Annotated in this window: 23 protein-coding genes; 6 read left to right on the plus strand and 17 right to left on the minus strand. The window is 61.3% G+C overall.

Translation table 11 applies throughout. The features are described 5' to 3' along the window. Positions 1 to 92: 92 nt before the first annotated feature. From IFT99_RS12750 to IFT99_RS12760, 3 genes are read right to left on the minus strand one after another with little or no spacing between them, the layout of a single operon-like run. Positions 93 to 533, minus strand: a complete 441-nt coding sequence (locus tag IFT99_RS12750; protein WP_192132677.1) for a DNA polymerase III subunit chi — start codon at positions 531 to 533, stop codon at positions 93 to 95. Positions 534 to 540: 7 nt separating this feature from the next. Continuing rightward, entirely contained in the window at positions 541 to 969 is a 429-nt protein-coding gene (locus IFT99_RS12755) for a DNA polymerase III subunit chi (RefSeq protein WP_133772097.1), read from the minus strand. A 57-nt stretch (positions 970 to 1,026) separates the two neighbouring features. Next, entirely contained in the window at positions 1,027 to 2,517 is a 1,491-nt protein-coding gene (locus tag IFT99_RS12760) for a leucyl aminopeptidase (RefSeq protein WP_065992008.1), read from the minus strand. A gap of 305 nt (positions 2,518 to 2,822) precedes the next feature. Here IFT99_RS12760 and lptF point away from each other — a divergent pair, with 305 nt between their 5' ends. Together lptF and lptG are read left to right on the plus strand one after the other, a co-directional pair. After that, positions 2,823 to 3,941 carry an LPS export ABC transporter permease LptF gene (gene lptF / locus IFT99_RS12765; protein ID WP_065992010.1) on the plus strand — a complete coding sequence of 373 codons (1,119 nt, stop codon included), beginning with the start codon at positions 2,823 to 2,825 and terminating at the stop codon, positions 3,939 to 3,941. Then, complete coding sequence (gene lptG / locus IFT99_RS12770; RefSeq protein WP_065992013.1) at positions 3,934 to 4,995, plus strand: LPS export ABC transporter permease LptG; 1,062 nt, start codon at positions 3,934 to 3,936, stop codon at positions 4,993 to 4,995. The genes lptF and lptG overlap by 8 nt, the downstream gene beginning before the upstream one ends. Positions 4,996 to 5,057: 62 nt before the next feature. Here lptG and IFT99_RS12775 read toward each other — a convergent pair whose 3' ends face one another. The 14 genes from IFT99_RS12775 to gap all read right to left on the minus strand — a co-directional run bounded on the left by IFT99_RS12775 (position 5,058) and on the right by gap (position 20,475). Next, complete coding sequence (locus IFT99_RS12775) at positions 5,058 to 5,546, minus strand: RDD family protein (protein ID WP_192132679.1); 489 nt, start codon at positions 5,544 to 5,546, stop codon at positions 5,058 to 5,060. 96 nt (positions 5,547 to 5,642) lie between these two features. Continuing rightward, on the minus strand, positions 5,643 to 5,855 hold the full coding sequence (locus tag IFT99_RS12780; protein WP_003227496.1) for a cold-shock protein: 213 nt from the start codon (positions 5,853 to 5,855) through the stop codon (positions 5,643 to 5,645). A 395-nt stretch (positions 5,856 to 6,250) separates the two neighbouring features. Next, positions 6,251 to 7,372 (minus strand): glycine cleavage system aminomethyltransferase GcvT, encoded by a 1,122-nt coding sequence (gene gcvT, locus IFT99_RS12785; protein WP_192132681.1) that lies wholly within the window; start codon positions 7,370 to 7,372, stop codon positions 6,251 to 6,253. Positions 7,373 to 7,441: 69 nt separating this feature from the next. Further along, positions 7,442 to 8,818 carry an L-serine ammonia-lyase gene (locus tag IFT99_RS12790; RefSeq protein WP_192132683.1) on the minus strand — a complete coding sequence of 459 codons (1,377 nt, stop codon included), beginning with the start codon at positions 8,816 to 8,818 and terminating at the stop codon, positions 7,442 to 7,444. Positions 8,819 to 8,924: 106 nt separating this feature from the next. Then, positions 8,925 to 11,783, minus strand: coding sequence for an aminomethyl-transferring glycine dehydrogenase (gene gcvP, locus IFT99_RS12795; protein ID WP_192132684.1), 2,859 nt, complete (start codon positions 11,781 to 11,783; stop codon positions 8,925 to 8,927). Positions 11,784 to 11,793: 10 nt separating this feature from the next. Then, positions 11,794 to 12,177, minus strand: coding sequence for a glycine cleavage system protein GcvH (gene gcvH, locus IFT99_RS12800; RefSeq protein WP_065992021.1), 384 nt, complete (start codon positions 12,175 to 12,177; stop codon positions 11,794 to 11,796). Between the two features lie 398 nt (positions 12,178 to 12,575). Further along, positions 12,576 to 14,084 (minus strand): sigma-54-dependent transcriptional regulator, encoded by a 1,509-nt coding sequence (locus IFT99_RS12805; RefSeq protein WP_192132687.1) that lies wholly within the window; start codon positions 14,082 to 14,084, stop codon positions 12,576 to 12,578. A gap of 85 nt (positions 14,085 to 14,169) precedes the next feature. After that, complete coding sequence (locus IFT99_RS12810) at positions 14,170 to 14,520, minus strand: DUF5064 family protein (RefSeq protein WP_065992027.1); 351 nt, start codon at positions 14,518 to 14,520, stop codon at positions 14,170 to 14,172. A 184-nt stretch (positions 14,521 to 14,704) separates the two neighbouring features. Next, positions 14,705 to 15,109, minus strand: a complete 405-nt coding sequence (locus tag IFT99_RS12815) for a YbaN family protein (RefSeq protein WP_192132689.1) — start codon at positions 15,107 to 15,109, stop codon at positions 14,705 to 14,707. A gap of 93 nt (positions 15,110 to 15,202) precedes the next feature. Beyond that, positions 15,203 to 15,802, minus strand: a complete 600-nt coding sequence (locus tag IFT99_RS12820) for a biliverdin-producing heme oxygenase (protein WP_192132690.1) — start codon at positions 15,800 to 15,802, stop codon at positions 15,203 to 15,205. Between the two features lie 90 nt (positions 15,803 to 15,892). Next, the gene (locus IFT99_RS12825) at positions 15,893 to 18,232 is read right to left on the minus strand and encodes a TonB-dependent hemoglobin/transferrin/lactoferrin family receptor (RefSeq protein ID WP_192132692.1); all 2,340 of its coding nucleotides are present in this window, start codon (positions 18,230 to 18,232) and stop codon (positions 15,893 to 15,895) included. A gap of 182 nt (positions 18,233 to 18,414) precedes the next feature. After that, complete coding sequence (locus IFT99_RS12830) at positions 18,415 to 18,600, minus strand: FecR/PupR family sigma factor regulator (protein WP_192132694.1); 186 nt, start codon at positions 18,598 to 18,600, stop codon at positions 18,415 to 18,417. Positions 18,601 to 18,737: 137 nt separating this feature from the next. Further along, positions 18,738 to 19,253: an RNA polymerase sigma factor gene (locus tag IFT99_RS12835; protein WP_065992034.1), complete on the minus strand. Its 516-nt coding sequence runs from the start codon at positions 19,251 to 19,253 to the stop codon at positions 18,738 to 18,740. 220 nt (positions 19,254 to 19,473) lie between these two features. After that, positions 19,474 to 20,475: a type I glyceraldehyde-3-phosphate dehydrogenase gene (gene gap, locus IFT99_RS12840; RefSeq protein ID WP_065992035.1), complete on the minus strand. Its 1,002-nt coding sequence runs from the start codon at positions 20,473 to 20,475 to the stop codon at positions 19,474 to 19,476. A 234-nt stretch (positions 20,476 to 20,709) separates the two neighbouring features. On the opposite strand from gap, the gene edd reads away from it, so the two are divergent. From edd to IFT99_RS12860, 4 genes are all read left to right on the plus strand, one after another. Beyond that, positions 20,710 to 22,536, plus strand: coding sequence for a phosphogluconate dehydratase (edd, locus tag IFT99_RS12845; RefSeq protein ID WP_065992037.1), 1,827 nt, complete (start codon positions 20,710 to 20,712; stop codon positions 22,534 to 22,536). Beyond that, complete coding sequence (locus IFT99_RS12850) at positions 22,533 to 23,507, plus strand: glucokinase (protein WP_192132696.1); 975 nt, start codon at positions 22,533 to 22,535, stop codon at positions 23,505 to 23,507. Before edd ends, IFT99_RS12850 begins: the two co-directional genes overlap by 4 nt. A gap of 99 nt (positions 23,508 to 23,606) precedes the next feature. Next, positions 23,607 to 24,344: a response regulator gene (locus IFT99_RS12855; protein ID WP_065992040.1), complete on the plus strand. Its 738-nt coding sequence runs from the start codon at positions 23,607 to 23,609 to the stop codon at positions 24,342 to 24,344. A gap of 6 nt (positions 24,345 to 24,350) precedes the next feature. Next, positions 24,351 to 25,811, plus strand: a complete 1,461-nt coding sequence (locus tag IFT99_RS12860) for an ATP-binding protein (protein WP_065993160.1) — start codon at positions 24,351 to 24,353, stop codon at positions 25,809 to 25,811. The last annotated feature ends 53 nt before the right edge of the window (positions 25,812 to 25,864 follow it).

Genomic DNA, 25,864 nt, shown 5'->3' on the forward strand with positions numbered 1-25,864 from the left:
TCGGGTGCTACGAGCGGTGATGCCCGGAATCGTCGCGGGCACCTGTAGGACTGCGCTTGCCCGCGATCCCGGGTCGGGAAAGAAACACGGGTTCAGCTGTTGTATTGACTCAGCAGCCTTTCCATCCGCGCATCCAGACGGCGTTTGATTTCGTTCTCGATGTGCGGGGCGAAGTCGTCGATCACGTCTTGCATGATCAACTGCGCAGCGGCACGCAGCTCCCCATCCAGGTGCAGCAGCGCGTCAGCGTTCGGCGCCTTGGCGCTCGAAGCGTTGGCCGCAGGTGCGGCAGGTGTAACCGCCGCGACGGGCTCGGGCGTGAGCAGGGGAATGTCATTCAGGTTGGCTTCGTGCTCATCGAGCGTCACGACCTGGCCGGTGACCACGTCAAACAGCAGCGGGATCTGCTCGTCGTTGTGCACGGACTCGGTCAGCAGGGGAGGCTGGGCCGGATCATCACCCAACAGCTGGCGAATCGATTCGAGGTCATCCAGCAGGTGCGCTGAATCTTTCAGGTGTTTTGAATTATCCATCGTGTGCTCAAAGACGCTGCAGCCGGTGATCTTGCAGAGGATAGCCCTGTTCGCGGTAGAAGCGAAAACTCTCGCGTGCCGCGAGGCGGATGGCTGGATCCTCGACAACGATCTCGGCGACACGCGCGAATCGTTTGAAGAATTCCGGGATGCGCAGGTCAAGATTGACCAGCAGATCCTGATGTTGGCCGGGGTCGCTGCCGATACCCAGCGCCACCGGAGCGTCCTGATCGTCTTCGACCGAGCCATGGGGCACGAACGCTTCGCCCCGGAAGCGCCACAGTCGGGCGTCCAGCTCCTCGCGTTGCCCGGCATCGCTGCAATGCAGGTACACCCGATGGCCGAGGCGCCAGGCCTTGTCGGTGAGTTTGCAGGCGAAGTCCAGGCGCGCGACAGGGTCGGCACTCGGCAGAATGTAGAAATCGACTTGGGTCATGGGTGATTCCAGAACGCTGAACGCGCCGACCGGGGAGGCCAGCGCGTTGGCAGCGGCTTAAACGCCGGCGCGGTCGATCAGGTATTGGGTCAGCAGCGGAACCGGACGGCCCGTTGCGCCCTTGTCCTTGCCGCCGCTCAGCCATGCCGTGCCGGCGATGTCCAGGTGCGCCCACTCATAGGCTTTGGCGAAGCGCGAGAGGAAGCAGGCCGCGGTGATGGTGCCGGCCTTCGGGCCGCCGATGTTGGCGATGTCGGCAAACGGGCTGTCCAGCTGCTCCTGGTACTCATCGAACAACGGCAGCTGCCAGGCACGGTCGTCGGCGCGTTTGCCGGCTTCCAGCACTTGGCTGATCAAGGCGTCGCTGTTGCCCAGCAAGCCCGAGGTGTGACCGCCCAGCGCGACGACGCAAGCACCGGTCAGCGTGGCGATGTCGATAACGGCCTGTGGCTTGAAGCGTTCGGCGTAGGTCAGCGCGTCGCACAGCACCAGACGGCCTTCGGCGTCGGTGTTGAGGATCTCGACGGTCTGGCCGCTCATGGTCTTGACGATGTCACCCGGGCGGGTTGCGTTGCCGCTCGGCATGTTTTCAGCTGCCGCGACGATGCACACCAGGTTGATCGGCAGTTGCAGTTCGAGCACGGCGTTCAACGTGCCGAACACGCTCGCCGCGCCGCACATGTCGAACTTCATTTCGTCCATGCCCAGGCCCGGCTTGAGGCTGATCCCGCCGGTGTCAAAGGTGATGCCCTTGCCGACGAGCACGAAAGGCTTTTCGCTTTTCTTGCCGTTGGAGTACTGCATGACGATCAGGCGTGGCGGCTGAGCGCTGCCTTGACCGACCGCCAGGAACGAGCCCATGCCCAGCTTTTCGATGTCTTTTTCATCGAAGATCTCGACCTTGAGGCCCTTGTTGGCTTTGCCCATCGCCTTGGCCTGCTCGCCCAGATAGGTCGGGTGGCAGATGTTCGGCGGCATGTTGCCCAGGTCGCGGGTCACCGCCATGCCGGCAGCGATGGCCTGTGCGTGTTTGGCCGCACGTTCAACGTCGGCGACGTTGGCTTTGGCGGTCAGCAGGGTGATTTTTTTCAGGGCGCGAGGATCGACTTTCTGGCTCTTGAAGCGATCGAAGACGTATTCGCCATCGGCCAGGGTTTCGACCAGCAGGCGGTTCTTGCCATAAACATCGCGATTCTTGACGTTCAGCTGGTCAAGGTCGAAGCCGGCATCAACGCCACCCAGGCTTTTCAGGGTGCCGAGCGCGCCGCTGATGATTTTGCGGAACTGGCGATCGTTCAATTCCGGCTCTTTACCCGAACCGACCAGCAGTACGCGTTCAGCTTTCAGGTTGGGCAGGCTGTGCAGCAACAGGCTCTGGCCGATCTTGCCCGACAGGTCGCCGCGTTTGAGGACAGCGCTGATGGCGCCGCCGCTCAGGGTGTCGAGGGTGCTTGCGGTGTCGCTCAGCGTGCGGCCTTCACCGACGGCGACCACCAGTGTGGCGGTCTTCAAGGTTTCTGCACTGACGCTTTTAACAACCAATTCCATGTCGGGGTCCCCGAATAAACTGTGAGTTATCGCACTTGAGCACACGGCTCGGCAGCGGCGCAGAGGTATTTACACCGGCATGCCTGCGGCAAGGCCCGCAGTTTGACCCTGCGAGCCAATGGATGACAACCCCGTCCGGGTGCGCCGGTGTGCCGGTTACAGAAGTATCCCGCGCGCGCAGTGACAGACACACCCAATCACAGGATAATGCCGCATATTTTTTTGGTGGTTCGCCGTCGCGCGCATCATGGCTGATCCATTTCATTGTCATGCCGCCTTAGCGTGACAACCCTGGAGTGTCTGGTTTGATTGTCTTCCGTTACCTGTCCCGAGAAGTGCTGGTTACCCTGAGCGCTGTCAGTGCTGTGCTGCTGGTAATCATCATGAGTGGCCGCTTCATCAAATACCTGGCCCAGGCTGCATCGGGTGCACTCGATCCGGGTGTGCTGTTTCTGATCATGGGTTTCCGTCTGCCGGGCTTCCTGCAGCTGATCCTCCCGCTGGGGTTATTCCTGGGGATTCTTCTGGCGTACGGCCGGTTGTACCTCGAAAGCGAAATGACCGTACTGGCCGCCACCGGCATGAGCCAGCAACGTCTGTTGCTGATCACCCTGGCGCCGGCTGCGCTGGTGTCACTGCTGGTGGCCTGGCTCAGCTTCAGCCTCGCCCCCCAGGGCGCGACCCAGTTCCAGCTGCTGATCAACAAGCAGGACGCGATGACCGAATTCGACACGCTCGTGCCGGGTCGCTTCCAGCTGCTGCGTGACGGCAGCCGCGTGACCTACACCGAAACCATGAGCGACGACCGCATCAACCTGGGCGGCGTGTTCATCTCTGAAAAGAAACTCGACGAGAAGAAAGACCACGGCATCACCGTGCTGGTGGCGGAAAAAGGCCGGCAGGAAATCAAGCCCGATGGCACGCGCTACCTGATTCTGGACAATGGCTATCGCTACGACGGCAACCCCGGTCAGGCCGATTACCGCGCCATCAAATACGACACCTACGGCGCCTTGCTGCCCAAGCCGGACATCAGCGATGAGGTCACCGACCGCGACGCCATCTCCACCAGCGAACTGCTGACCGGCGAAGACAGCCTGCGCAACCGTGCCGAGCTGCAATGGCGGGTTTCGCTGCCGATTCTGGTGTTCATCGTGACGCTGATGGCGGTGCCGCTGGCCCGGGTCAACCCGCGTCAGGGCCGCTTCCTCAAGCTTCTTCCGGCGATTCTTCTTTATATGGCTTATCTCACCATCCTGATTGCTGCGCGCGGTGCGCTGGAGAAGGGCAAGATCCCGATGGGGCTCGGCCTGTGGTGGGTGCATGCACTGTTCCTCTCCATCGGACTGGCCTTGCTCTACTGGGAGCCTCTGCGCCTGAAGCTTGCGAGTCGCCGCAGCGTGTCGGGGGTGGCTCATGGTTAAGCTCGATCGCTACATCGGCAAAAGCGTGTTCATGGCGATCCTTGCGGTACTGGGGATCATCCTCGGGCTGGCCTCGCTGTTTGCCTTCATCGACGAGATGGCTGACATCAGCGACACCTACACCTTCTGGGACGCTGGCAGTTTCGTGTTGATGACCGCGCCGCGCCGGCTCTACGACATGCTGCCGATGGCCGCGCTGATCGGTTGCCTGATCGGTCTCGGCGCACTGGCCAGCAGCAGCGAACTGACCATCATGCGGGCCGCCGGTGTGTCCATCGGCCGTATCGTCTGGGCGGTCATGAAGCCCATGCTGGTGTTGATGGTGGCCGGGTTGTTGATCGGCGAATACGTCGCGCCGGTGACCGAAGCCTCGGCCCAGGCCGCACGTTCGCTGGCCCAAGGCACCGGCGACGCGCAGAGCGCCAGGCACGGCCTGTGGCACCGTCAGGGTGAGGAGTTCATCCACATCAACACGGTGCAGCCGAACGGCCTTTTGTATGGCGTCACCCGTTACCATTTCGACGACCAGCGCCACATGCTGACGTCGAGCTTCGCCAAGCAGGCCAACTTCAAGACCGATTACTGGTTGCTGAAAGACGTCACCACGACGGTCTTCCACGACGGTCGCACCGAAGTGGTCACCGCCCCTGAAGAACGCTGGAACGTTGCGTTGAGCCCGCAGCTGCTGAGCACGGTGGTGCTGCCGCCTGAATCGCTGTCGATGACCGGGCTTTACGGCTATGCGCGTTATCTCGCCGATCAGGGGCTGAACAACGGTCGTTACTGGCTGGCGTTCTACACCAAGATTCTTCAGCCGCTTGTGACGGTGGCGCTGGTGCTGATGGCGATCTCCTTCATCTTCGGGCCGTTGCGCTCGGTGACGCTGGGGCAGCGTGTGTTCACGGGCGTGCTGGTGGGCTTCACCTTCCGCATCGCTCAGGATCTGCTGGGCCCGTCGAGCCTCGTGTTCGGTTTCTCGCCACTCTTTGCTGTGCTGGTGCCGGCGGGTGTGTGCGCCCTGGCGGGCATCTGGTTGCTGCGTCGCGCGGGCTGATACCTGCTGAGTATGAAAAGCCGACCCCAGGGTCGGCTTTTTTGTGGGCGGCTTACCGAGGTTCATTTTCTGATTCTGGGCACTCGCACCAATTGCGTCTCGGAATACAGGTCATGCCAGCAGCGTTTCTGTTTGTCGAACAGGCTCCAGAAGAAGCCTAGCCCGACGCACAGCCACGATGCGATGGCGACGATGAAGCGCAGCAGCGCCTGCCACAGGCCGATGGCCGTTCCGTCGGCGTTCTGCACGCGTATTCCCCAGACCTGCATGCCGAGGGTTTGGCCCGCGCGTGTCCAGAAATGGGCAAAGAAGCCGAACAGCGTGATCAGCAGAATCGAGGACAGCAACGGGTCGGCGTCGAGCGCGCCCGACTCGGAGAGCTGGCGCAGTCTGGTTTCGCCGACAATCCCCATCCAGACCAGTTTGTAGAGAAAGGCGGTGACTATCATCAGTGCCACACACAGCAGTGCGTCGTAGCTGATCGCAGCCATGCGCCGGCCCAATCCCACGGGAGGAAATTCGCCCTGGGGGCGTAAAACGTGTCGGATCATGGCGGCGCTCGTTTAATCGGAGGCGGGCAGTTTACGGAATCGCAGGCACAAAAAAGCCCCTGATGTTGGCCATCAGGGGCTCTTTGCGTCGGCTGATCAGGCCTCGGCTTGTACTTCGTCAGCCTGCATGCCTTTTTGGCCCTGCACCGCGACGAACGTCACTTTCTGGCCTTCTTTCAGGCTTTTGAAGCCGTTGCCTTGAATAGCGCGGAAGTGGACGAACAGATCCGGACCGCTTTCAGGGGTGATAAAACCGAAACCCTTTTCATCGTTAAACCACTTAACGGTGCCGCTCTGACGTGTAGACATTTTCTTATTCCTTGAAGCATTAAATTAATGACAGTCTCTTTCACACGAAAGAGTACTGGGGCTGGTTGCAGGAAGAAGAAACGTAGAACGGGATGTAGCATTGCTTTTGGCGCTACTGCCCGGGTCACGATCCCAGCGACCCATGCAAACACAGTCGAGAAACTCTACGCTAACTCTCGGCGAAAAAACAAGCCCCGTTTGGGCCAGTATTCATAGGGGTTTTCGGGTTTTTTAAAAACATTAACCACGTTCGCAAGATCGATAGTTTTTAATGTTTAGAGGGTTGTCGAAGTTCAATATTTTGACAGTTTTAATGCACTTAACGCTGGCGCCGGACTGCGGCATCCGCACAGTTTAATGCACTGTTGCGGTGCCGCATTTTTTGACGATGTTACTTAGCCGCGGAAGTAACGTGCCGGAACGAAAGGCATTTTCGTCACCTGCATGGGGACTTTCTTGCCGCGGACGATTGCCCAGACAGGTGTTTCCAGCGCGGTGAAACGGGCGTCGACATAACCCATTGCCAACGGCGCGCTCAGGGTCGGGCCAAAGCCGCCGCTGCAGACCGTCCCGATGGTCGTCCCCTCGGCGTCGACGATTTCAGCGCCTTCACGCACCGGCGTACGCTCTTGTGGCAACAGGCCTACACGTTTGTGCGCCGCACCGCTTTGGTGCTGGGCGAAGATCGAGTCGGCACCGGGGAAACCGCCGGCACGCGCACCGTCGGCGCGACGCACCTTGGACATCGCCCACAGCAGGCTGGCTTCGATCGGCGTGGTTTCGGTATTCATGTCGTGGCCGTAGAGGCAAAGGCCGGCCTCCAGTCGCAGCGAGTCCCGCGCGCCCAGGCCAATCGGCGCCACTTCCGGCTCCGCGAGCAGACGACGCGCCAGGGATTCTGCGTGGTCCGCCGGTACCGAAATCTCGTAACCGTCTTCACCGGTGTAGCCCGAGCGGCTGACGTAGCAGTCAATGCCGTCGATCTTGGTCGAGGTGTACTGCATGAAGGTCATTTTCGCGACGTCCGGGGCCAGCCGCGCCAGTGCGGTAACGGCCTGCGGACCTTGCAGCGCGAGCAATGCACGTTCGTCGAACAGCGGCGTGATATCGCACTGGCTGCCAATGTGCTGCTGCAGGTGCGCCAGGTCTTGGTTCTTGCAGGCGGCGTTAACCACCAGCATGAGCTGATCGTTACCCAGATTGGCGACCATCAAGTCGTCGAGAATGCCGCCGTTTTCGTTGGTGAACATGGCGTAGCGCTGCATGCCGACCGGCAGGTCGATGATGTCCACCGGCACCAGGGTTTCCAGCGCCTTCGCTGCGTTCGCGCCGCTCAAGAGGATCTGACCCATGTGCGAAACGTCAAACAAGCCGGCCTGATCTCGGGTGTGCAGGTGTTCTTTCATGACGCCGGCGGGGTACTGAACAGGCATGTCGTAGCCGGCGAATTCAACCATCTTCGCGCCGAGTTCACGGTGCAGGGCGTTAAGCGGGGTCTTCAGCAATTCGGTGGTCATGGGTCACTCCTTGAAAGCGGTTCCGGGGTACCCGCGAAGGGCAGGGAACCCTATGAATGGGGGCTGATGTCAGCACTCGATGATGTTCACGGCCAGCCCGCCACGGGCTGTTTCCTTGTATTTGCTTTTCATGTCGGCGCCGGTCTGGCGCATGGTGCGGATCACTTTATCCAGCGAGACAAAATGCTGGCCGTCGCCGCGCAAGGCCATGCGCACTGCGTTGATGGCCTTCACCGAACCCATTGCATTGCGCTCGATGCACGGCACTTGAACCAGGCCGCCGATGGGGTCGCAGGTCAGGCCGAGATTGTGCTCCATGCCGATTTCAGCGGCGTTTTCCACTTGTTGAACGTTGCCGCCCAAGACTTCGCACAGTGCGCCGGCGGCCATGGAGCAGGCCACGCCGACTTCGCCCTGACAACCGACTTCGGCGCCGGAGATCGACGCGTTCTCTTTGTAGAGAATGCCGATCGCCGCCGCCGTGAGCAGGAAACGCACGACGCCGTCTTCGTTGGCCCCGGTGATGAAGCGCATGTAGTAATGCAGCGCCGCCGGGATAATCCCGGCTGCACCGTTGGTGGGCGCGGTCACCACACGGCCGCCGTTAGCGTTTTCTTCGTTGACCGCCAGCGCGTACAGATTGACCCAGTCGAGCACCGACAAGGCATCACGCAGCGCGGCTTCCGGGTTTTTGCACAGTTGACGATGCAGTGCTGCCGCACGCCGCTTGACCTTCAGGCCGCCCGGCAAGATGCCTTCGTTGCGGCAACCCGCTTCGACGCAGTCCTGCATGACCTGCCAGATGTGCAGCAGGCCCTGACGGGTTTCGGCCTCGGGGCGCCACGCGGCTTCGTTGGCCAGCATGACCTGGCTGATCGAAAGGCCGCTCGCGGTGCAGTGCGCCATCAGATCCCGTGCGGTTTTGAAGGGATATAGCAGCTGCGTCTGGTCTTCCACGATGCGGTCTGCGCCAGCGGCTTGCTCATCGACCACGAACCCTCCGCCGACGGAGTAGTACTCGCGGCTGCGCACCTGTAGGCCGGAGGCATCGAAGGCACGGAAAATCATGCCGTTGGGGTGGAAGGCCAAGGGTTTGCGAATCATCGCCAGGTGATGCTTTTCGATGAATTCGATGCTGTGCCGGCCGAGCAGTTTCAGGCGTTCAGTGCTGCGGATCTGCTGCAGGCGAGCCGCGACGGTTTCGGTGTCGACGGTGTCCGGGTGCTCACCTTCCAGGCCCAGCAACACAGCCTTGTCGCTGCCGTGGCCTTTGCCGGTAGCACCCAGTGAGCCGTAAAGCTCGACTTTGACGCAGATGATGGTTTCCAGCAGGCCATCGCGCTGCAAGCCTTCGGCAAACCGCGCCGCCGCCCGCATTGGGCCCACCGTGTGGGAGCTGGAGGGACCAATGCCGATCTTGAACAGGTCAAATACGCTCAGCGACATGATGGGGTTCCGGGAAGTGAAGCAGTAACAAGCAGCAAGCTACAAGCCGCAGGTAAAAGCTGAGCGGCTTTCACTTGTAGCTTGCGGCTTGAAGCTCGTGGCTTGGTTAAGCGTAGTCTTCGATCGACGGGCAGGAGCAGACCAGGTTGCGGTCGCCGAACACGTTGTCGACACGGCCCACCGGTGGCCAGTATTTGCCTTCGATCAACGACGCCACCGGGTACACGGCCTGCTCGCGGCTGTACGGATGGCTCCATTCGCCCACCAGTTCAGCGGCGGTGTGGGGCGCGTTTTTCAGGGGGTTGTCGTCCTTGTCCAGCACGCCGCTTTCGACGGCGCGGATTTCTTCGCGGATCTTGATCATCGCGTCGCAGAAGCGATCCAGCTCTTCCTTCGACTCGCTCTCGGTCGGCTCGATCATCAACGTGCCCGCGACCGGGAAAGACATGGTCGGGGCGTGGAAGCCGAAGTCGATCAGGCGCTTGGCGACGTCATCCACGCTGATGCCGCTGGTTTCCTTCAGCGGGCGCAGGTCGAGAATGCATTCATGGGCGACCAGGCCGTTGCTGCCGGTGTACAGCACGGGGTAGTGCTCTTCCAGGCGACGGGAAATGTAGTTGGCATTCAGGATCGCCAGTTGCGAGGCGCGCTTGAGGCCTTCACCGCCCATCATGCGGATGTACATCCAGGTGATCGGCAAGATGCTCGCGCTGCCGAACGGCGCCGCGCAGACCGCGCCTTGCTTGCGGTCCATTCGGGCGTGACCTGGCATGAACGCCGCCAGATGGGATTTCACGCCGATCGGGCCAACGCCCGGGCCGCCGCCACCGTGGGGGATGCAGAAGGTTTTGTGCAGATTGAGGTGGGACACGTCACCGCCAAACTTGCCCGGTGCGCACAGGCCGACCATGGCGTTCATGTTCGCGCCGTCGATGTACACCTGGCCGCCGTTGTCATGCACGATGCCGCAGATTTCGCGGATGCCTTCTTCGAACACGCCGTGGGTCGACGGGTAGGTGATCATCAGTGCAGCGAGGTGCTCGCGGTGCTCGATGGCCTTGGCGCGCAGGTCTTCGATGTCGACGTTGCCGCGGGCGTCGCAAGCGGTCACGACCACGCGCATCCCGGCCATGTTGGCGGTCGCCGGGTTGGTGCCGTGGGCCGATGATGGAATCAGGCAGATGTCGCGACGCTCGTCGCCACGGCTCTGGTGGTAAGCACGGATCGCCAGCAGACCGGCGTACTCGCCCTGGGAGCCAGCGTTCGGCTGCAGGGAGATCGCGTCATAGCCGGTGGCAGCGCAGAGCATCGCTTCCAGTTCATCGGTCAGTTGCTGATAACCGGCGCTCTGCTCGGCCGGGGCGAACGGGTGCAGGTTGCCGAACTCGGCCCAGGTCACCGGAATCATTTCGCTGGCGGCGTTGAGTTTCATGGTGCACGAGCCCAGCGGGATCATCGTGCGGTCCAGTGCCAGGTCCTTGTCCGCCAGGCGACGCAGGTAGCGCATCAGCTCGGTTTCGGAGTGGTAGCGGTTGAACACCGGATGGCTGAGGATCGCCGACTGGCGCTTCAGCTCGGCAGGCAGGCGCGCTTCCACGCTGTCCGCCAGCGCGGCGAAGTCAGGCAGGGCCTGGCCTTCGGCAGCGAAGAGAGACCACAGCACTTCGACGTCGGCTTGCTTCGTGGTTTCGTCCAGGGAAACGCCCAGGCGCTCGGCGTCTACTTCACGCAGGTTGATTTCGTGTGCGCGGGCCTTGGCGTGCAGGTCGGCCGTTTTGGCGCCGGTGTTCAGGGTGATGCTGTCGAAGAAGAACGACTGCTCGGCCTTCAAGCCCAGCTGATTCAAGCCCTCGGCAAAAATCGCGGTCAGGTGATGCACACGGTTGGCGATGCGGGTCAGGCCGCGCGGGCCGTGGTAGACGGCGTACATGCTGGCGATGTTGGCGAGCAGCACCTGCGCGGTGCAGATGTTGCTGGTGGCCTTCTCGCGACGGATGTGTTGCTCGCGGGTTTGCATGGCCAGACGCAGGGCGGTCTTGCCGAAGCGGTCGATGGACACACCCACCAGTCGGCCGGGCATGTCGCGCTTGTAGGCGTCTCGGGTGGAGAAGTAGGCCGCGTGCGGCCCCCCGAAACCCAGCGGCACGCCGAAGCGTTGCGCGCTACCGATGGCCACGTCAGCGCCAAACTCGCCCGGTGGGGTGAGCAGGGTCAGGGCCAGCAGGTCGGCGGCCACGGCGACCAGGGCGTTGGCGGTGTGGAAGCGCTCGACCAGTTCGCGGTAGTCGAAGACGTCGCCGTTGCTGGCAGGGTATTGCAGCAGCGCGCCGAAGAACTCGCTGACGTCGGTCAGTTGAGCTTCGTCCGCAACGACCACTTCAATGCCCAGCGGCTCGGCGCGGGTTTGCAGCACGTCGAGGGTTTGCGGGTGGCAATGGGCGGAGGCGAAAAACTTGTTGCTGCTCTTGTTCTTGCTCAGGCGTTTGCAGAAGGTCATGGCTTCGGCAGCGGCAGTGGCTTCGTCGAGCAGCGAGGCGTTGGCGATCGGCAGGCCGGTCAGGTCGCTGATAAGAGTCTGGAAGTTCAGCAGTGACTCCAGACGGCCTTGGGAAATTTCTGGCTGATACGGTGTGTAAGCCGTGTACCAGGCCGGGTTTTCCAGCAGGTTGCGCAGGATCGGCGCCGGGGTATGGGTGTTGTAGTAACCCTGGCCGATGTAGGTTTTGAACAGCTGGTTCTTGCCGGCGATGGCTTTGATGTCGGCGAGCGCGTCGGCTTCGCTTTGCCCGGCGGACAAGCCGAGAACGCTGGTGCCCTTGATGGATTCAGGGATGACGCTGGCGGTCAGCGCGTCGAGGGAGTCATAGCCCAGGGTGGTGAGCATGGCTTTTTCATCAGCGGCACGCGGGCCGATGTGGCGGGCGATGAACTCGTTGGCGGTGCTCAATTCAATACGGTCAGTCATTGCGCGCTCCTCAGGCTTCGGCGTTGGCTTTGATCAGACGATCATAGGCGTCTTGGGTCAGCAGTTGGCCGACAGCATCGGGATTGGAAGGAATAAAGCGAAAGAACCAGCCTTGGCCGAGCGGGTCTTCGTTGACCAGTTCAGGGTTGGCGTCCAGCGCGGGATTGGTTTCGACGACTTCGCCATCGAGGGGCATGTACACGCCGCTGGCGGCTTTGACCGATTCGACGGTGGCCGCTTCCGCGCCCTTGTCGTAGGACTGCAGCTCCGGCAGTTGCACGAAAACCACGTCACCCAGTGCGTCCTGCGCAAAGGCGGTGATACCGACCGTGACGCTGCCGTCAGTTTCGGCGCGCAGCCACTCGTGGTCTTCGGTAAAACGCAACTCGCTCATGGAATCTCCCCAGATGGTAAATCGCCCGTTATGCCCGGGCGTGATGGGAGGAGTGCATAGCAAGTTTGCGGCCAAGGTCGAGAAGGGCGCGTAAACGTTGGGCGGTGGCGGTTCAAGTGGCTTGGAATTCGACACTTGCTGGAACGAAATCGATACGGAGCTTTGAGGCAAGAGCGGGATTCCGCCGCAGCGGCGTTATAGGACGCTGAGTCTGCGCTGTGGAATGTTTTCAATACAGTGTTGCGGTATCGTTACGGTAGTGATGCCTTGGATGTTATGGACGTACGCGGATTTGTGGGAGCGAGCTTGCTCGCGAAGAGGCCCGTTCACGCGCTAAATCTCCAGCGGCTGACATATCGCTTTCGTGAGCAAGCTCACTCCCAACATCTTTGGGCTCTTTAGCTTTTGCCCGGGATCCCGTACTTGCGCAGCCGATGGGCGATTGCGGTGTGTGACGTCTGCAGCCGCGCGGCCAATTGGCGCGTCGAGGGATACTGGCTGTAGAGCTTTTCCAGCAGCGACTTTTCGAAATCCTCGACCGCCCCTTCGAGGCTTTCGACTTCGCCATCACGGCCCCTCGCCACCGACGTACCGGCGATGTCCAGGTCGCCGATGTCGACCAGCGAGCTGTCACAGATGGCGGCAGCGCGGAAGATCACGTTCTGCAACTGACGAACGTTGCCCGGCCAGCGATTGCCAAGCAGGGCTGGGTACGTGGTTGGCGCAAGTCGGCAGACCGGTCGCTGAATCTGCGTGCAGGCCTGCTCCATGAAATAGCGTGCCAGCATCAGGATGTCCTGACCCCGTTCACGCAACGGCGGTACGTCCAGATTGAGCACATTCAGGCGATAGAACAGGTCTTCGCGGAAGGTGCCCTCGGCGACCATTTTCTCCAGGTCACGGTGGGTTGCGCTGAGGATACGCACGTTGACCTGCACTTCCTTGTCGCCGCCGACCCGCCGAAAGCTGCCGTCATTGAGGAAGCGCAGCAATTTGGCCTGCAGGTACGGCGACATTTCGCCAATCTCATCGAGGAACACCGTGCCTTTGTTGGCGAGCTCCATCAGGCCGGGTTTGCCGCCGCGCTGGGCACCGGTAAAGGCGCCGGGGGCATAGCCGAACAGTTCACTCTCAGCGAGGTTCTCCGGCAACGCCGCGCAGTTCAGCGCAAGAAAAGGCGCCCCGTTGCGCGCGCTCACTGCATGACAGGCCCGCGCCACCAGCTCCTTGCCCGTCCCGGTTTCACCCTGAATCAGCAGCGGCGCATCCAGTGCAGCGACCCGTTGCGCCCTCGCCTTGAGGGTGCGGATCGGCGCGGAATCCCCCAGCAGCGCGTCGAAACCTTCAGCGTGATCGTGGTGCAGTGCCGACAGGCGTTCGCCAATCCGGCTGGGCAGGTACAGGGTCAGCAGCGCGCCCGCGTCGGTGATGGGGGTAGCGTCCAGCAGCAGCGCTTCGCCGTTGAGCGTGACTTCCCGCAGCGGCAGACGAAAGCCGTTTTCCAGCAGCGCCGATTGCAGACCCGCATCGGAAAACAGCTCGCCAATCGATTCGCCCGCCGGCTCCCGGCCATACAACGCAACCAGTGCGGGGTTTGCCAGCAGCACATGGCCGGCGCTGTCGAGGGCAAGCACCGGGTCGGTCATCGCTGCCAGCAAGGCGTCAAGTTGCAGATGACGGCGCTGGCCGGGGAGGATGTCGACCACCGTGATCGCTTCGACACCGCGCACGCGAAACAGCCGGTCCTTGAGTTCTTCAAGCACGTCATGGCTCAGCGTCGGTGCATCGATATAGACGTTGGGCGGTACCATTTCCACGGCATCGAGGTTCAGGTTGCGCGCGCCGAGGATGGCCAGCACTTCCTGGGTGATGCCGACGCGGTCAATGAACGTGACGTGAATGCGCATGGGGAGGGAAAGGGTTCGCGGGAGTGAGGGGGGCAATTATGCCAGTAATCTCATTGCCCATCCCGAGACCGTGAAAGCGGGCGGGCTATTCCAGATGCTCTGGCTTAACCGAGTCGCCGGATTTCATGTCGAGCTTGTGACGGATGTCTTCGAACATCTGGTCGTACTCGCCGTGCATCGCGTGCAGGTCGGTGGTTCTCGGCAGCCCATGCTTCTCAAGTCTGCGGGAAGCTTCGCTGGCGAAGTTGTACGCCTTGTCCTTCGGCAGCTCAAAGGTTTCGTTGACACTCTGGCCACTGATGTCACCTTCCAGCCTGAACTGCATGCCCGGCCCCGAATCAGTCTGGCTGACCTCGTAGCGGATATGAAGGTCGTAGCCGACGTCGTGTGGTTGCAGAGCGGGGTGGACGATGTGCAGATGACCTGGCTCGAACATGGCGGTGGCTCCTGGGAAAGTGATTGGACCTAGAGGGACAGACCCATGGGACCGCCTCGGGTTCAGGTTCATATACCGAGTGCTGTTGGTGGGACCGGCTTCAGCCGGGAATGCGTCAGACGTCACACCTCAGAATAGAGGGTGTTCAAACCGGCCTCTTCCCGGCTAAAGCCAGTCCTACACCTCACTTCTCCGGGTGAACCCGCGAAGGCTCAGGCCGTGACCAGATCCACAGATTGACCAGCACCATGCCGGCCACCGCGAAATAGATCCACCAATTATGTTTCAGTACTACCAGCATCATCACCGCGCAAATCAGCATGGTGACCGTGGCGCTGATCTTGGCCCTGCGCGCGATCATTTTGCCGTTTCGCCAGTTGCTCAGCATCGGTCCGAACACCCGATGATTCTCGAGCCACGCGCTCAGGCGCGGCGAGCTACGCGTCGCCGCCCATGCCGCCAGCAAAATGAATTCGGTGGTGGGCAGGCCCGGAATGAAAATCGCGATGATGCCGATCGTCAGGCTCACGTAGGCGAGAATGCCAAACAGGATGCGGGACAGTTTGCTGCCGGGTGGTGTACTGGTCATGGTCTCGGTAATGCAGAGTGAGCAGGTGTTGCGGGATTTTCACGTCCCGCAAAGGCGCTCAGCTTATCAGTGCCGGGCGCAAAAGGCCCGGCGTCAGGCGGGTTCCGCTTCAGACGCTGGAGCGTACGCGTGTTGCAGCAGCACATTGAAACGCTCGAAGGCCGCCACTGCTCCGCGGTCTATCGCGCGCTCCTGCTCAGCGTTGAACGGCAGATCGTCAATGACCCGGATAAAGCGCTTCCAGCCTTCGGCGCGACCGCCCGACGGTTCTCCCAGATGGCGGGCGCCGAAGGTCTCGCTGAGGTCCAGGGCCACGGCGCGTTTGATCAGAAACGCAGCACCCAGCTTCGAACCCTCCGAGACGAACAGCCAGCCCAGTGCCTCGGCAAGGCTGGGCTCCTCGACGGCGCCGGCGACAGGGCCGGGGATGCCAGCCTGAAGATCAAGCAAATCAGCCTTGGCCTGTTCGGCGCGGCATCGATCGGGCAGGTCGGCAATCAGCGCGACCAACTGTGGGTGCGTGTACAGCGTTTTCAGCTCTTCCTGAAAAAGGTACTGCGCGCTGAGGAATCGGCTGTAACTGGCCAGTGTTTCGAACGGCGCGTTGGCTTTCACCGCCTTGTCCAGTTGTTCATGGGGGGCATGGGTGATCTGGTTCAGTCGTTGCGAACGACGAAGCGAGTTATCGGTCATGGGGTCTTCCTTGTTAAATGAGGCGCTTGATAACAAAACGAACGAACGTCGCAGGCGCGTAAAAAATCACGCTCCCGCAACGGGGATCGGTCAGATGTCCCACACCACGTTGACGGCGAAATTGCGTCCTGGCTGAGTCAGGCGGTCGAGGTTGGCGGGGGCGGTGGCGCCTGCGTCGCCGACGTTGTCGTAGCCGCGCACGTCGTCCCACAGCCAGTATTTTTTGTCCGCGACGTTGTACAGGCCGCCGCTGACCGTGACGTCATTGGTGACTTTGTAATAACCCGTCAGATCAACGAGACCGAAGCCCGGCGTCTTGAACCGGGTGGCGCCATCCGGCGCGTAGTAGCTGCGGGTGTCGACCCGCGTTTTGCGCTTGACCAGGGTCCAGTTCAGCAAGCCGCCGTAGGTGTTGTGGTCATAACCCAGCCCGAATACGCCGGTCAGCGGGTTGATGCTGTTGATGGGTTGGCCGTTGTCATTGTTGCGGCCGTATAGATAGGCCAGCGAGCCTCGGGTGTAGAGGCCTTCGGGTGCGCCGAAGCTGTCCAGGTTCAGACGACCCTTGAGCTCGACGCCCTTGATCGTGGCGTGCTTGATGTTGTTGGACTGGAAGGTCGTGGTGGTGGAGTTGGCTGGAATCACCGCGTCCTCATTAATGAAGTCGCGGTATGTGTTGTAGAACGCAGCAACATCAAACGTGCCTTCGTCGAAGTGACCTCGCAGGCCGGTTTCGTAGCTCTTGCTCGTCTCCGGTTTCAAGTCGGGATTGGGCTCCACGACGTAATTGCCCCGGGTGTTCTCGAACCGGCCATACAACGCCTTGGCGCTTGGTGTGCGGAAACCCTCGGCGTACTGGCCGTACCAGGTGTAGGCGTCGTTGAACGCATACGTCAGCCCCAGCTTGGGTAACAGGCGATGCCATTTTTTCGTGCTGTCGTCGAACTCGCTCTTGCTTTTCAGGTTGACGCTTTTGAGGAATGAATCTGTGGCGTCTGGTTCGAGCGTGGTGTAGTCGTAGCGGGCGCCGGGCATGAAGGTCCAGTCGCCCCATTTGATCTGATCCTGGGCGAACAGCGCGTAGGAGGTGATCGTCGGGTTCGGGAAGTCGTTGGTGGGTGCCACGATGTCGTTCGCGCTGGCACTGACTGCACCGAGGGTGCGGCAGGTTCCGACGACCGACGCACAGGTGGCTGATCCTGTCCGAAGCCCTGTTATCTTCTGTTGCTTGAGGGTCGTGCCGTAGGTCAGCAGGTGCTGGGTGTCGCCGATGTCGAACGCCTTATCCAGCTGTGTGTCGAGGATCCATTGGCGTTCCTTGTAATGGGTGTCGCGGCTGCGCCAGACGTCACGACTGCCGGGCACGTAACGCTCGAAGGTATTCTGATCGGTCTTGGCAATCTGGTAGTTCAAGCTCCACTTGGCGTTGTCGGCCAGCACGCTGTACAGCGCGAACGTGTTTTCCAGTCCGAAGCGCTCTCGGGTGATGACGTCGTTGCCCTCGCGGCTTCGGTACATTCCTGACGCACCGACGCCCGGTATGAAAGGACCGCCCACCACACTTTTCTGATTGGTATGGGTGTCGTCCTTGTACTTCTCGTAAGTGAACGCCAGACGATCATTGTCGCCGTAGTTCCAGCCCAGCTTGGCGAGCACATTGGTGGCGCGGGCGTCTTCCGGGTTCGCCTTCGTGCGTGAAAGCCCCGTGCCGGCATGCTCACCGTAGGACTCGGTCTCGTGGCCGTTGCGCTGACTGACGTGCAGCAAACCGTCGACATCCCCCGCGCGGCCGGCAACCGTAGACGAATTCAGCCAACTGTTGTCCGCCGAACTGTAGCCGGTCTTCAGGCGGGCGCCGACATCCTTGCCCGGCTTGATGATGTCCTCGGGATTGAGGGTGTAATAGCTCACGGCGCCGCCAATGGCGCTGCTCCCATACAACGCCGACGCAGGTCCGCGCAGGATTTCGACGCGCTTGATGATCTCCGGATCAACATAATTGCGATGGGTGTTGGCGAAAGGGCCCTGGAAGAAATTGTCCGGCACTTCCACGCCATCCACCTGGGTCAGGATGCGGTCGCCGTCGATGCCGCGGATGTTATAGCCGCTGGTGCCCGCCCGCTGGCCGGCTCCGCCCACGGAGACACCGGGCTCGTCGCGTACCAGATCGCGAATGCTGTTGACGTTGCGCCGATCCAGTGCCGTGCGGTCCTGCACCGTCACCGTTCCGGGCACCGAATCCACCGACTGCGCCTGACGCGTGGCACTGACCGTAATCTGCTCCAGTTCCAGGGCATGATCCTGCTCGGCGGCAGCGATGGTGGGGCTGTGCAGGCTTGCGGCGAAAATGGCGATGGTCAGCAGCGAAAGCCCGACGTCGTGTGTGGCTCTGGGCGAGGCGGGCGGTGCGGGGTTGAAACTGGACAGCATGGATAGCGCTCCCTGTCATGCGGGTCGTCATAGTTGTTGCGAGATGATTCAAATAGGAATCAGTTGCATTGGCTATGACTAGACGTACGGGTCGCGGCTATCGCGTAAAAATAATTAGGGTGAGTGCCAGAGCATCAGGTATTGAGCAACTGCATGCTGCTTTGCCAGCACATCACCCGGCGCTATGTTTTTTTCCGCGCGGCCAGCAGCGCTGCGGCATCGAACACCGGTTGCGAATGCCACACGGCCTCGGCGCTGGCGAATATTTCGTGGTGGGAAGGATCGGCGTCGAGCCATTCCAGAAAGCGCCCATGCGTTTCGGCATCGGCAATGTCCAGTTCGATCAGCCAGGTCAGGGCTTGATCCATCGTCTCGGCGCGTGCCGCATCGGCTTGAGCGCGGCGGGGTGATTGGGCGTCCGTCAAGCAGCGTCCTCGGGTCCACGGTTTGGGCGGCAGTGTAGCGTCACTCTGTAGCACCAGCTGACGATTCTGACGGGCGAAGCTCAGTGATCCAGACGCGCGGCCACACTCAAGCAGACCGTCATGATCAGCTTCAGTTCTTTTTGCACGGTGCTGGTGGACACCCCCAGCTGTTTGGCGATCTCCAGATAGCTCGCGCCGTGGAGCCGGCTGAGGGTGAAGATTTTCTGCTGCCGCGGCGTCAGGGTTTCCAGGCTCGCGCTGAGGCTTTCAAGCAACCGGTTGGCGTGGGCGGCATCCTCCAGCGCGGCGTCGGGGGCGACGACATCATGGATATCGCTGATCGGCGCATCATCGACGATGGTCCGCGCATGAATGCGTCTGGCGCGCAGATGATCCAGCGCCAGATTACGCGCGGTCTGGAAGAGGAAGGGTTCGAGGTGCTCGATGGCTCGCTCGGAGAGCGCGCGGGTGACACGCAGGTAGGTTTCCTGAAGCAGGTCTTCGGCGGTGCTGTGGCTGCGGACCATACGCTGAAGCGTTCGCAGCAGCATGGTTCGCCGGGCGAGAAAGACAGTATTGAAATGCGACTGAGTCACGGGGGCACCCGACCAGAATTCAGCAGATGATAATGCTTATCATCTAGAGGTCAGGTCAAGGCAGGGATTTGCACAGTTTGTAAGGGCGTTGTCCGGGGACGGTAGTCATGACTGAGGGAGGGAGTTGATCGCGAAGAGCTGGGTAAATCCGCTGACTCTCCAGCGGATTGGATTCCGACTTCGCGAGCAAGCTCGCTCCTACATAGGGAGATCCCGTTACTTACTCGGCGTTCATCAACGCCAGGCAGTTATCCAGCATGCGGTTGGAGAAGCCCCATTCGTTGTCGTACCACGCCAGCACCTTCAGCAGGCGACCGCTGACTTTGGTGTGGTTCGCATCGAAGATGGACGACAGCGGGTTGTGATTGAAGTCGTGGGAAACCAGCGGCAGGGTGTTGTAACCGAGGATTTTCGAATGCTGCGCCGCTTCTTTCATGATCGCGTTGACCTCTTCGGCCGTCGCATCGCGCTTGAGCTGAATGGTCAGGTCGACCAGCGACACGTTGATCACCGGCACACGCACGGCCATGCCGGTCAGCTTGCCCGCCAATTCCGGCAGCACCAGACCGACCGCTTCTGCAGCGCCCGTCTTGCTCGGGATCATCGACTGCGTCGCCGAACGCGCGCGGTACGGGTCGGTGTGGTAGACGTCGATCAGGTTCTGGTCGTTGGTGTAAGCATGGATGGTGGTCATCAGACCGCTCTCGATGCCCAGCTCACGGTTCAGCACCTGGGCAACCGGCGCCAGGCAGTTGGTGGTGCAGGAGGCGTTGGAGATGACCTGATGGGACTGGCGCAGCACGTCATGGTTGACGCCGTAGACGATCGTCGCATCGGCGCCTTTGGCCGGAGCCGAGATAATGACTTTTTTGGCGCCGGCGGTGATATGCGCGGCGGCCTTGGTGCGGTCGGTGAACAGACCGGTGCATTCGAACACCACGTCGATGTTCAGGGATTTCCACGGCAGCTCGGCCGGGTTGCGGATGGCGCTGACCGCAATTCGGTCACCGTTGACGGTCAGGCTTTCCTGGTCGTGTTCGACGGTGCCGTCGAACGGCCCGTGCACAGTGTCGAATTTCAGCAGGTGGGCGTTGATCTCGCTGTCGCCCAAGTCATTGATGGCGACGACTTGCAGGTCCTGGCGGTAGCCTTGGGTATAAAGTGCGCGTAGGACGTTGCGGCCGATTCGGCCAAAGCCATTAATTGCGATGCGGAGAGTCATACACCCGTCCTCAAGAATTTGTTGTTGGAATTACAAGATTATTCTCATAAAAATAGAAAACAACCCCTTTTAGTGGCAGTATTTTGTTTTATCTACAAATAGAAACCCGTCTGGCCGTCACAACTGGCTCAAAATCAAGTGTTTGCCGCCGCTCCCGACCGAGCCCGGATTTGATCGCAGCCTGGTGAAAGCGCCTGAACGGGTGACCCCATCCGCTAGCCTGGAGTCCATGACATGCATCCCCGCGTCCTTGAGGTAACCGAACGGCTGATTGCTCGCAGCCGTGAAACCCGTCAACGCTATCTGCAATTGATCCGGGGTGCGGCGAGCGACGGGCCGATGCGCGGCAAGCTGCAATGTGCCAACTTCGCCCACGGCGTTGCGGCATGTGGTCCCGAAGACAAGAACAGCCTGCGCATGATGAATGCGGCCAACATCGCCATTGTCTCCTCCTACAACGACATGCTCTCGGCGCATCAGCCGTACGAACACTTCCCCGAACAGATTAAAAAAGCGCTGCGTGAAATCGGCTCGGTGGGGCAGTTTGCCGGTGGCGTTCCGGCTATGTGTGATGGCGTCACCCAGGGCGAGCCGGGCATGGAACTGAGTATCGCCAGCCGAGAAGTCATTGCGATGGCAACGGCGGTGGCGTTGTCCCACAACATGTTCGACGGCGCACTGATGCTGGGCATCTGCGACAAGATCGTTCCGGGCTTGCTGATGGGCTCGCTGCGTTTCGGTCACCTGCCGACGATTTTTGTGCCGGGCGGGCCGATGGTGTCGGGCATCTCCAACAAGGAAAAAGCCGACGTGCGTCAGCGCTACGCCGAAGGCAAGGCGACCCGCGAAGAGCTGCTGGACTCGGAGATGAAGTCCTACCACGGCCCGGGTACCTGCACGTTCTACGGCACGGCGAACACCAACCAGTTGATTATGGAAGTCATGGGTCTGCATCTTCCGGGCGCCTCTTTCGTCAATCCTTACACACCGCTACGCGATGCCCTGACACGCGAGGCGGCGTTCCAGGTCACGCGTCTGACCAAACAAAGCGGCGACTTCATCCCACTCGGAGAGATTGTGGACGAACGTTCGCTGGTCAACTCGATTGTTGCCCTGCACGCGACGGGCGGTTCTACCAACCACACGCTGCACATGCCGGCCATTGCCCAGTGCGCGGGCATTCAGCTGACCTGGCAGGACATGGCCGATCTGTCGGAAGTCGTGCCGACCCTGTCCCACGTCTACCCGAACGGCAAAGCCGATATCAATCACTTCCAGGCCGCCGGCGGCATGTCGTTCCTGATCCGCGAGCTGCTCGACGCGGGCCTGATGCACGAAGACGTCAACACGGTCATGGGCCGTGGCCTGCGTCGCTACATCCAGGAGCCCTTCCTGGAAGAAGGCAAGCTGGTGTGGCGCGATGGCCCGGTCGAAAGCCTGGACGAAAACGTCCTGCGCCCGATCGCGCGTCCGTTTTCGGCCGAGGGCGGTCTGCGGGTCATGGAAGGCAATATTGGCCGTGGCGTGATGAAAGTCTCCGCCGTTGCCCTGGAGCACCAGATCGTCGAGGCCCCCGCCAAAGTATTCGAAGACCAGCAGGACCTCGCCGACGCCTTCAAGGCCGGCGAACTGGAGTGCGATTTTGTCGCGGTCATGCGCTTCCAGGGGCCGCGTTCCAACGGTATGCCTGAACTGCACAAGATGACGCCGTTTCTGGGCGTGCTGCAGGACCGTGGCTTCAAAGTGGCGCTGATTACGGACGGGCGCATGTCCGGCGCGTCCGGGAAAATCCCCGCTGCGATTCACGTTTGCCCGGAAGCTTCTGACGGCGGCCCGCTGGCGTTGGTGCGTGATGGGGATCTCATTCGTGTCGATGGCGTGAAAGGAACGTTGCAAGTTCTGGTCGAACCGGCAGAATTGGCCGCCAGAGAGCCGGCAGTCGGTCGCTTGTCCCATAACGTGGGCAGCGGGCGCGAACTGTTTGGTTTCATGCGCATGGCCTTCAGCTCGGCAGAGAAGGGCGCCAGCGCCTTTACTTCGAATCTGGAGACGCTCAAGTGACATTGGCGATGGTGGGTGATATCGGCGGCACAAATGCGCGGTTTGCCATTTGGGAAGACGAGCAGTTGCATTCGATCCGGGTGTTCGCGACGGTCGATTACGCCAGTCCTGAAAAGGCCTTGCTGGTCTATCTGCAGGACCTGGAATTGCAGTGCGGTGATGTCACCTCCCTTTGCCTGGCCGTGGCCGGGCCGGTGACCGGCGACGATTTCCACTTCACCAATAGTCATTGGAAGATCAATCGGCAGGCGTTCTGCGCCGAGCTGAAGATCGACCACCTGATCCTGGTCAACGACTTCACTGCCATGGCCCTGGGCATGACCCGCCTGAAGGACGACGAGTACCTGACCGTGCGTCATGGCAAGGGCGATCCTCGGGGTGCGCGGGTGGTGATCGGGCCTGGCACCGGACTCGGCGTCGGCACCTTGATCCGCAGCGGCGAAGCGCGTTGGACTGCGGTGCCGGGCGAGGGCGGTCACGTCGATCTGCCGATCGGCACGCCCCGCGAAGCCCTGCTGTGGATGCGGTTGATGGCGACCCATGAGCACGTCAGTGCCGAGACGATTCTGAGTGGCGCCGGGCTGTTGCTGCTGTATCAAGTCAGCTGCGGACTGGACGAAATCGAGCCTGAACTCAAGTCGCCTGCGGCCATTACCGCGGCGGCGCTCAAGGGCGATCCGGTCGCCAGCGCGGTGCTTGAGCAGTTCTGCGTGTTCCTCGGTCGCGTGGCCGGCAACAACGTACTGACTGTCGGCGGACGCGGCGGCGTGTATATTGCCGGGGGCGTAATCCCGCGGTTCGTCGACTTCTTCATGCAGAGCGGCTTCAACAAGGCGTTCGCCGAGAAGGGCTTGATGAAGGATTATTTCAAGGACGTGCCGGTCTGGCTGGTCACGGCCGAATATCCCGGCCTGATGGGCGCAGGCGTGGCGCTGGATCAATATGCGGCGAGCGCTAGCGGCAAGCTATAAGCGGCAAGCAAAGACCGCGCACGTCACGCTGGCCGCTTTGAGTTTGAAGCTTGAAGCTTGAAGCAGCCATACCCAACCATTGCTCACAAGGACGACCATGTGAACGCTGTCAGTAAATCGATTCTGGTGGTCGACGATGACCAGGAGATTTGCGAGTTGCTGCAAGCCTACCTGAGCCGTTCCGGTTTTCAGGTGCGCACGGTTGGCGATGGGGCCGAGTTTCGACAGGCATTTAACGCAGAGGCCAGCGACCTGCTGATCCTTGACGTCATGCTTCCCGACGAAGACGGCTTCAGCCTGTGTCGCTGGGTCAGGCAACATCCGCGTCAGCCGCATATTCCCATCATCATGCTCACCGCCAGCTCCGACGAAGCCGACCGCGTCATCGGTCTGGAACTCGGCGCCGATGACTACATGGCCAAACCCTTCAGCCCCCGTGAACTTCAGGCCCGGATCAAGGCCCTGTTGCGTCGTGCCCAGTTCGGCCAGGAGCGCAGCGGCGGTGAAGTGCTGGTGTTCGATGAATGGCGGCTGGACATGGTCAGTCACCGGCTGTTCCACAACGACGGCGAAGAGGTGATTTTGTCGGGCGCCGATTTCGCGCTGCTCAAGCTGTTTCTCGACAACCCCCAGCAGATCCTTGATCGCGACACCATCGGCAACGCCACCCGTGGCCGTGAGCTGATGCCGCTGGAGCGCATCGTCGACATGGCGGTGAGTCGTCTGCGTCAGCGCTTGCGCGACACCGGCAAGGCACCGCGATTGATCCGCACCGTACGAGGCAGCGGTTACCTGCTGGCAGCCAATGTGCTGCCGCAAGCCGGCAACGGCTACTAGTCCTTGATGGTGACCGACAAGAAGCGCCGCCTGCCGGTGCCGCGCTCGCTGCTTGGGCGCATGTTGTTGCTGACCTTGCTCGCCGTTTTGCTGGCGCAAACCCTGTCCAGCCTGATCTGGCTCTCGCAACTGCGCGCCACGCAGATGGAAGGGCTGGTCACCAGTGCCCGCAGTCTGGGTTTCTCCATGGCGGCAAGCGTCAGCTACTTTCGCTCGTTGCCTGTCGCGTTTCGGCCGCTGGTGCTCGATCAGTTGCGCAGCATGGGCGGCACGCGGTTCTTCGTATCGCTCAATGATCGTCCGCTGGAAATGCAGGTGCTTGAGCCTACTGCGCGCAAGACGGCGGTTATCGATGTGGTCGGTCAGGTGCTGCGGCAGAACCTCGGCGCCGACCCAGACATCCTCGTGCGCTTTGTGCGTCCCGAAGACCTGCGTATTTTCAACAGCGGCTTGAGGCTCGATGAGCTGCCACGCTCGTGGGCCCATTACGCGCTGACCCTCGAACCGGTGAACCCGCCCGTGCTGGTCACGCAGATCGAACTGTCGCCCGGCGAATGGCTGTACATCGCCTCGCTGCTGCCCGAGCCCTACACCATGCTCGAGTCGGAAGGTCTGCCCTCGCAGCAAGTTTGGTTCATCGCGCTGACCAGTCTCTTTCTGCTGGTCTTCATCGGCCTGCTGGTGCACTGGCAGAGCGGCCCGCTCAAGCGTCTGGCCCATGCTGCGCGGGATCTGTCGTTGGGGGCCGACGTCGAACCGGTGGTGGAGGGCGGCGGCAGTGAAGTGGTGGAAGTGACCCGCGCGTTCAATACCATGCGCGATCGCATCAGCCGTTACCTGACCGAGCGCGGCCAATTATTCAGTGCAATTTCCCACGACCTGCGCACCCCGATCACTCGCTTGAGACTGCGCGTCGAGCTGCTCGAAGACGAGCAGATGCAGGCCAAATTCACCCGGGATCTGGATGAACTGGAGCTGCTGGTCAAAGGCGCATTGCAGTGCGTGAAGGACACCGACATTCACGAGAACATCGAGCCGGTCGACCTCAACCACGCGCTGGATTGCCTGATCGAGCCCTATCTTGCCCCTGACGGCGCGGGCCGGGTCACGTTGCAGGGCAAGGCGATGTCGATGTACTACGGCAAGCCCCTGGCACTGCGCCGCTGCATGGGCAACCTCATCGATAACGCCATCAAATACGGCGACCGTGCGCACCTGTCCGTTGAAGACGACGCTGACGCGTTCATCCTGCATGTCGAAGACGAGGGGCCGGGTGTGCCGGAGCAGCGAATGGAACAGGTCTTTGAACCGCACTTCCGGCTGGCCGGCAAACACCAACAGGGCTACGGCTTGGGGCTCGGCATCGCCCGCAATATCGCCCATAGTCACGGCGGCGAAGTGACGTTACAGAACATGCGCGAGGGCGGCCTGCGGGTGACGCTCTATCTGCCGCGTGGCGTTGAGTAATCCAGTCCCTTTGTTGAATGTCACAGCCTTGTGACATTCGCGCATCCCTTCGT

The sequence above is a fragment of the Pseudomonas sp. CFBP 8772 genome (assembly GCF_014841665.1).
Taxonomy (GTDB): Bacteria; Pseudomonadota; Gammaproteobacteria; order Pseudomonadales; family Pseudomonadaceae; genus Aquipseudomonas; species Aquipseudomonas graminis_B.

Excerpts from the sequence above, each read along its gene's own strand:
- IFT99_RS12750 (WP_192132677.1), bottom strand. The coding sequence starts at position 533 with ATGGATAATTCAAAACACCTGAAAGATTCAGCGCACCTGCTGGATGAC.
- IFT99_RS12755 (WP_133772097.1), bottom strand. The coding sequence starts at position 969 with ATGACCCAAGTCGATTTCTACATTCTGCCGAGTGCCGACCCTGTCGCG.
- IFT99_RS12760 (WP_065992008.1), bottom strand. The coding sequence starts at position 2,517 with ATGGAATTGGTTGTTAAAAGCGTCAGTGCAGAAACCTTGAAGACCGCC.
- lptG (WP_065992013.1), top strand. The coding sequence starts at position 3,934 with ATGGTTAAGCTCGATCGCTACATCGGCAAAAGCGTGTTCATGGCGATC.
- IFT99_RS12775 (WP_192132679.1), bottom strand. The coding sequence starts at position 5,546 with ATGATCCGACACGTTTTACGCCCCCAGGGCGAATTTCCTCCCGTGGGA.
- IFT99_RS12780 (WP_003227496.1), bottom strand. The coding sequence starts at position 5,855 with ATGTCTACACGTCAGAGCGGCACCGTTAAGTGGTTTAACGATGAAAAG.
- gcvT (WP_192132681.1), bottom strand. The coding sequence starts at position 7,372 with ATGACCACCGAATTGCTGAAGACCCCGCTTAACGCCCTGCACCGTGAA.
- IFT99_RS12790 (WP_192132683.1), bottom strand. The coding sequence starts at position 8,818 with ATGTCGCTGAGCGTATTTGACCTGTTCAAGATCGGCATTGGTCCCTCC.
- gcvP (WP_192132684.1), bottom strand. The coding sequence starts at position 11,783 with ATGACTGACCGTATTGAATTGAGCACCGCCAACGAGTTCATCGCCCGC.
- gcvH (WP_065992021.1), bottom strand. The coding sequence starts at position 12,177 with ATGAGCGAGTTGCGTTTTACCGAAGACCACGAGTGGCTGCGCGCCGAA.
- IFT99_RS12805 (WP_192132687.1), bottom strand. The coding sequence starts at position 14,084 with ATGCGCATTCACGTCACGTTCATTGACCGCGTCGGCATCACCCAGGAA.
- IFT99_RS12810 (WP_065992027.1), bottom strand. The coding sequence starts at position 14,520 with ATGTTCGAGCCAGGTCATCTGCACATCGTCCACCCCGCTCTGCAACCA.
- IFT99_RS12815 (WP_192132689.1), bottom strand. The coding sequence starts at position 15,109 with ATGACCAGTACACCACCCGGCAGCAAACTGTCCCGCATCCTGTTTGGC.
- IFT99_RS12820 (WP_192132690.1), bottom strand. The coding sequence starts at position 15,802 with ATGACCGATAACTCGCTTCGTCGTTCGCAACGACTGAACCAGATCACC.
- IFT99_RS12825 (WP_192132692.1), bottom strand. The coding sequence starts at position 18,232 with ATGCTGTCCAGTTTCAACCCCGCACCGCCCGCCTCGCCCAGAGCCACA.
- IFT99_RS12830 (WP_192132694.1), bottom strand. The coding sequence starts at position 18,600 with ATGGATCAAGCCCTGACCTGGCTGATCGAACTGGACATTGCCGATGCC.
- gap (WP_065992035.1), bottom strand. The coding sequence starts at position 20,475 with ATGACTCTCCGCATCGCAATTAATGGCTTTGGCCGAATCGGCCGCAAC.
- edd (WP_065992037.1), top strand. The coding sequence starts at position 20,710 with ATGCATCCCCGCGTCCTTGAGGTAACCGAACGGCTGATTGCTCGCAGC.
- IFT99_RS12860 (WP_065993160.1), top strand. The coding sequence starts at position 24,351 with ATGGTGACCGACAAGAAGCGCCGCCTGCCGGTGCCGCGCTCGCTGCTT.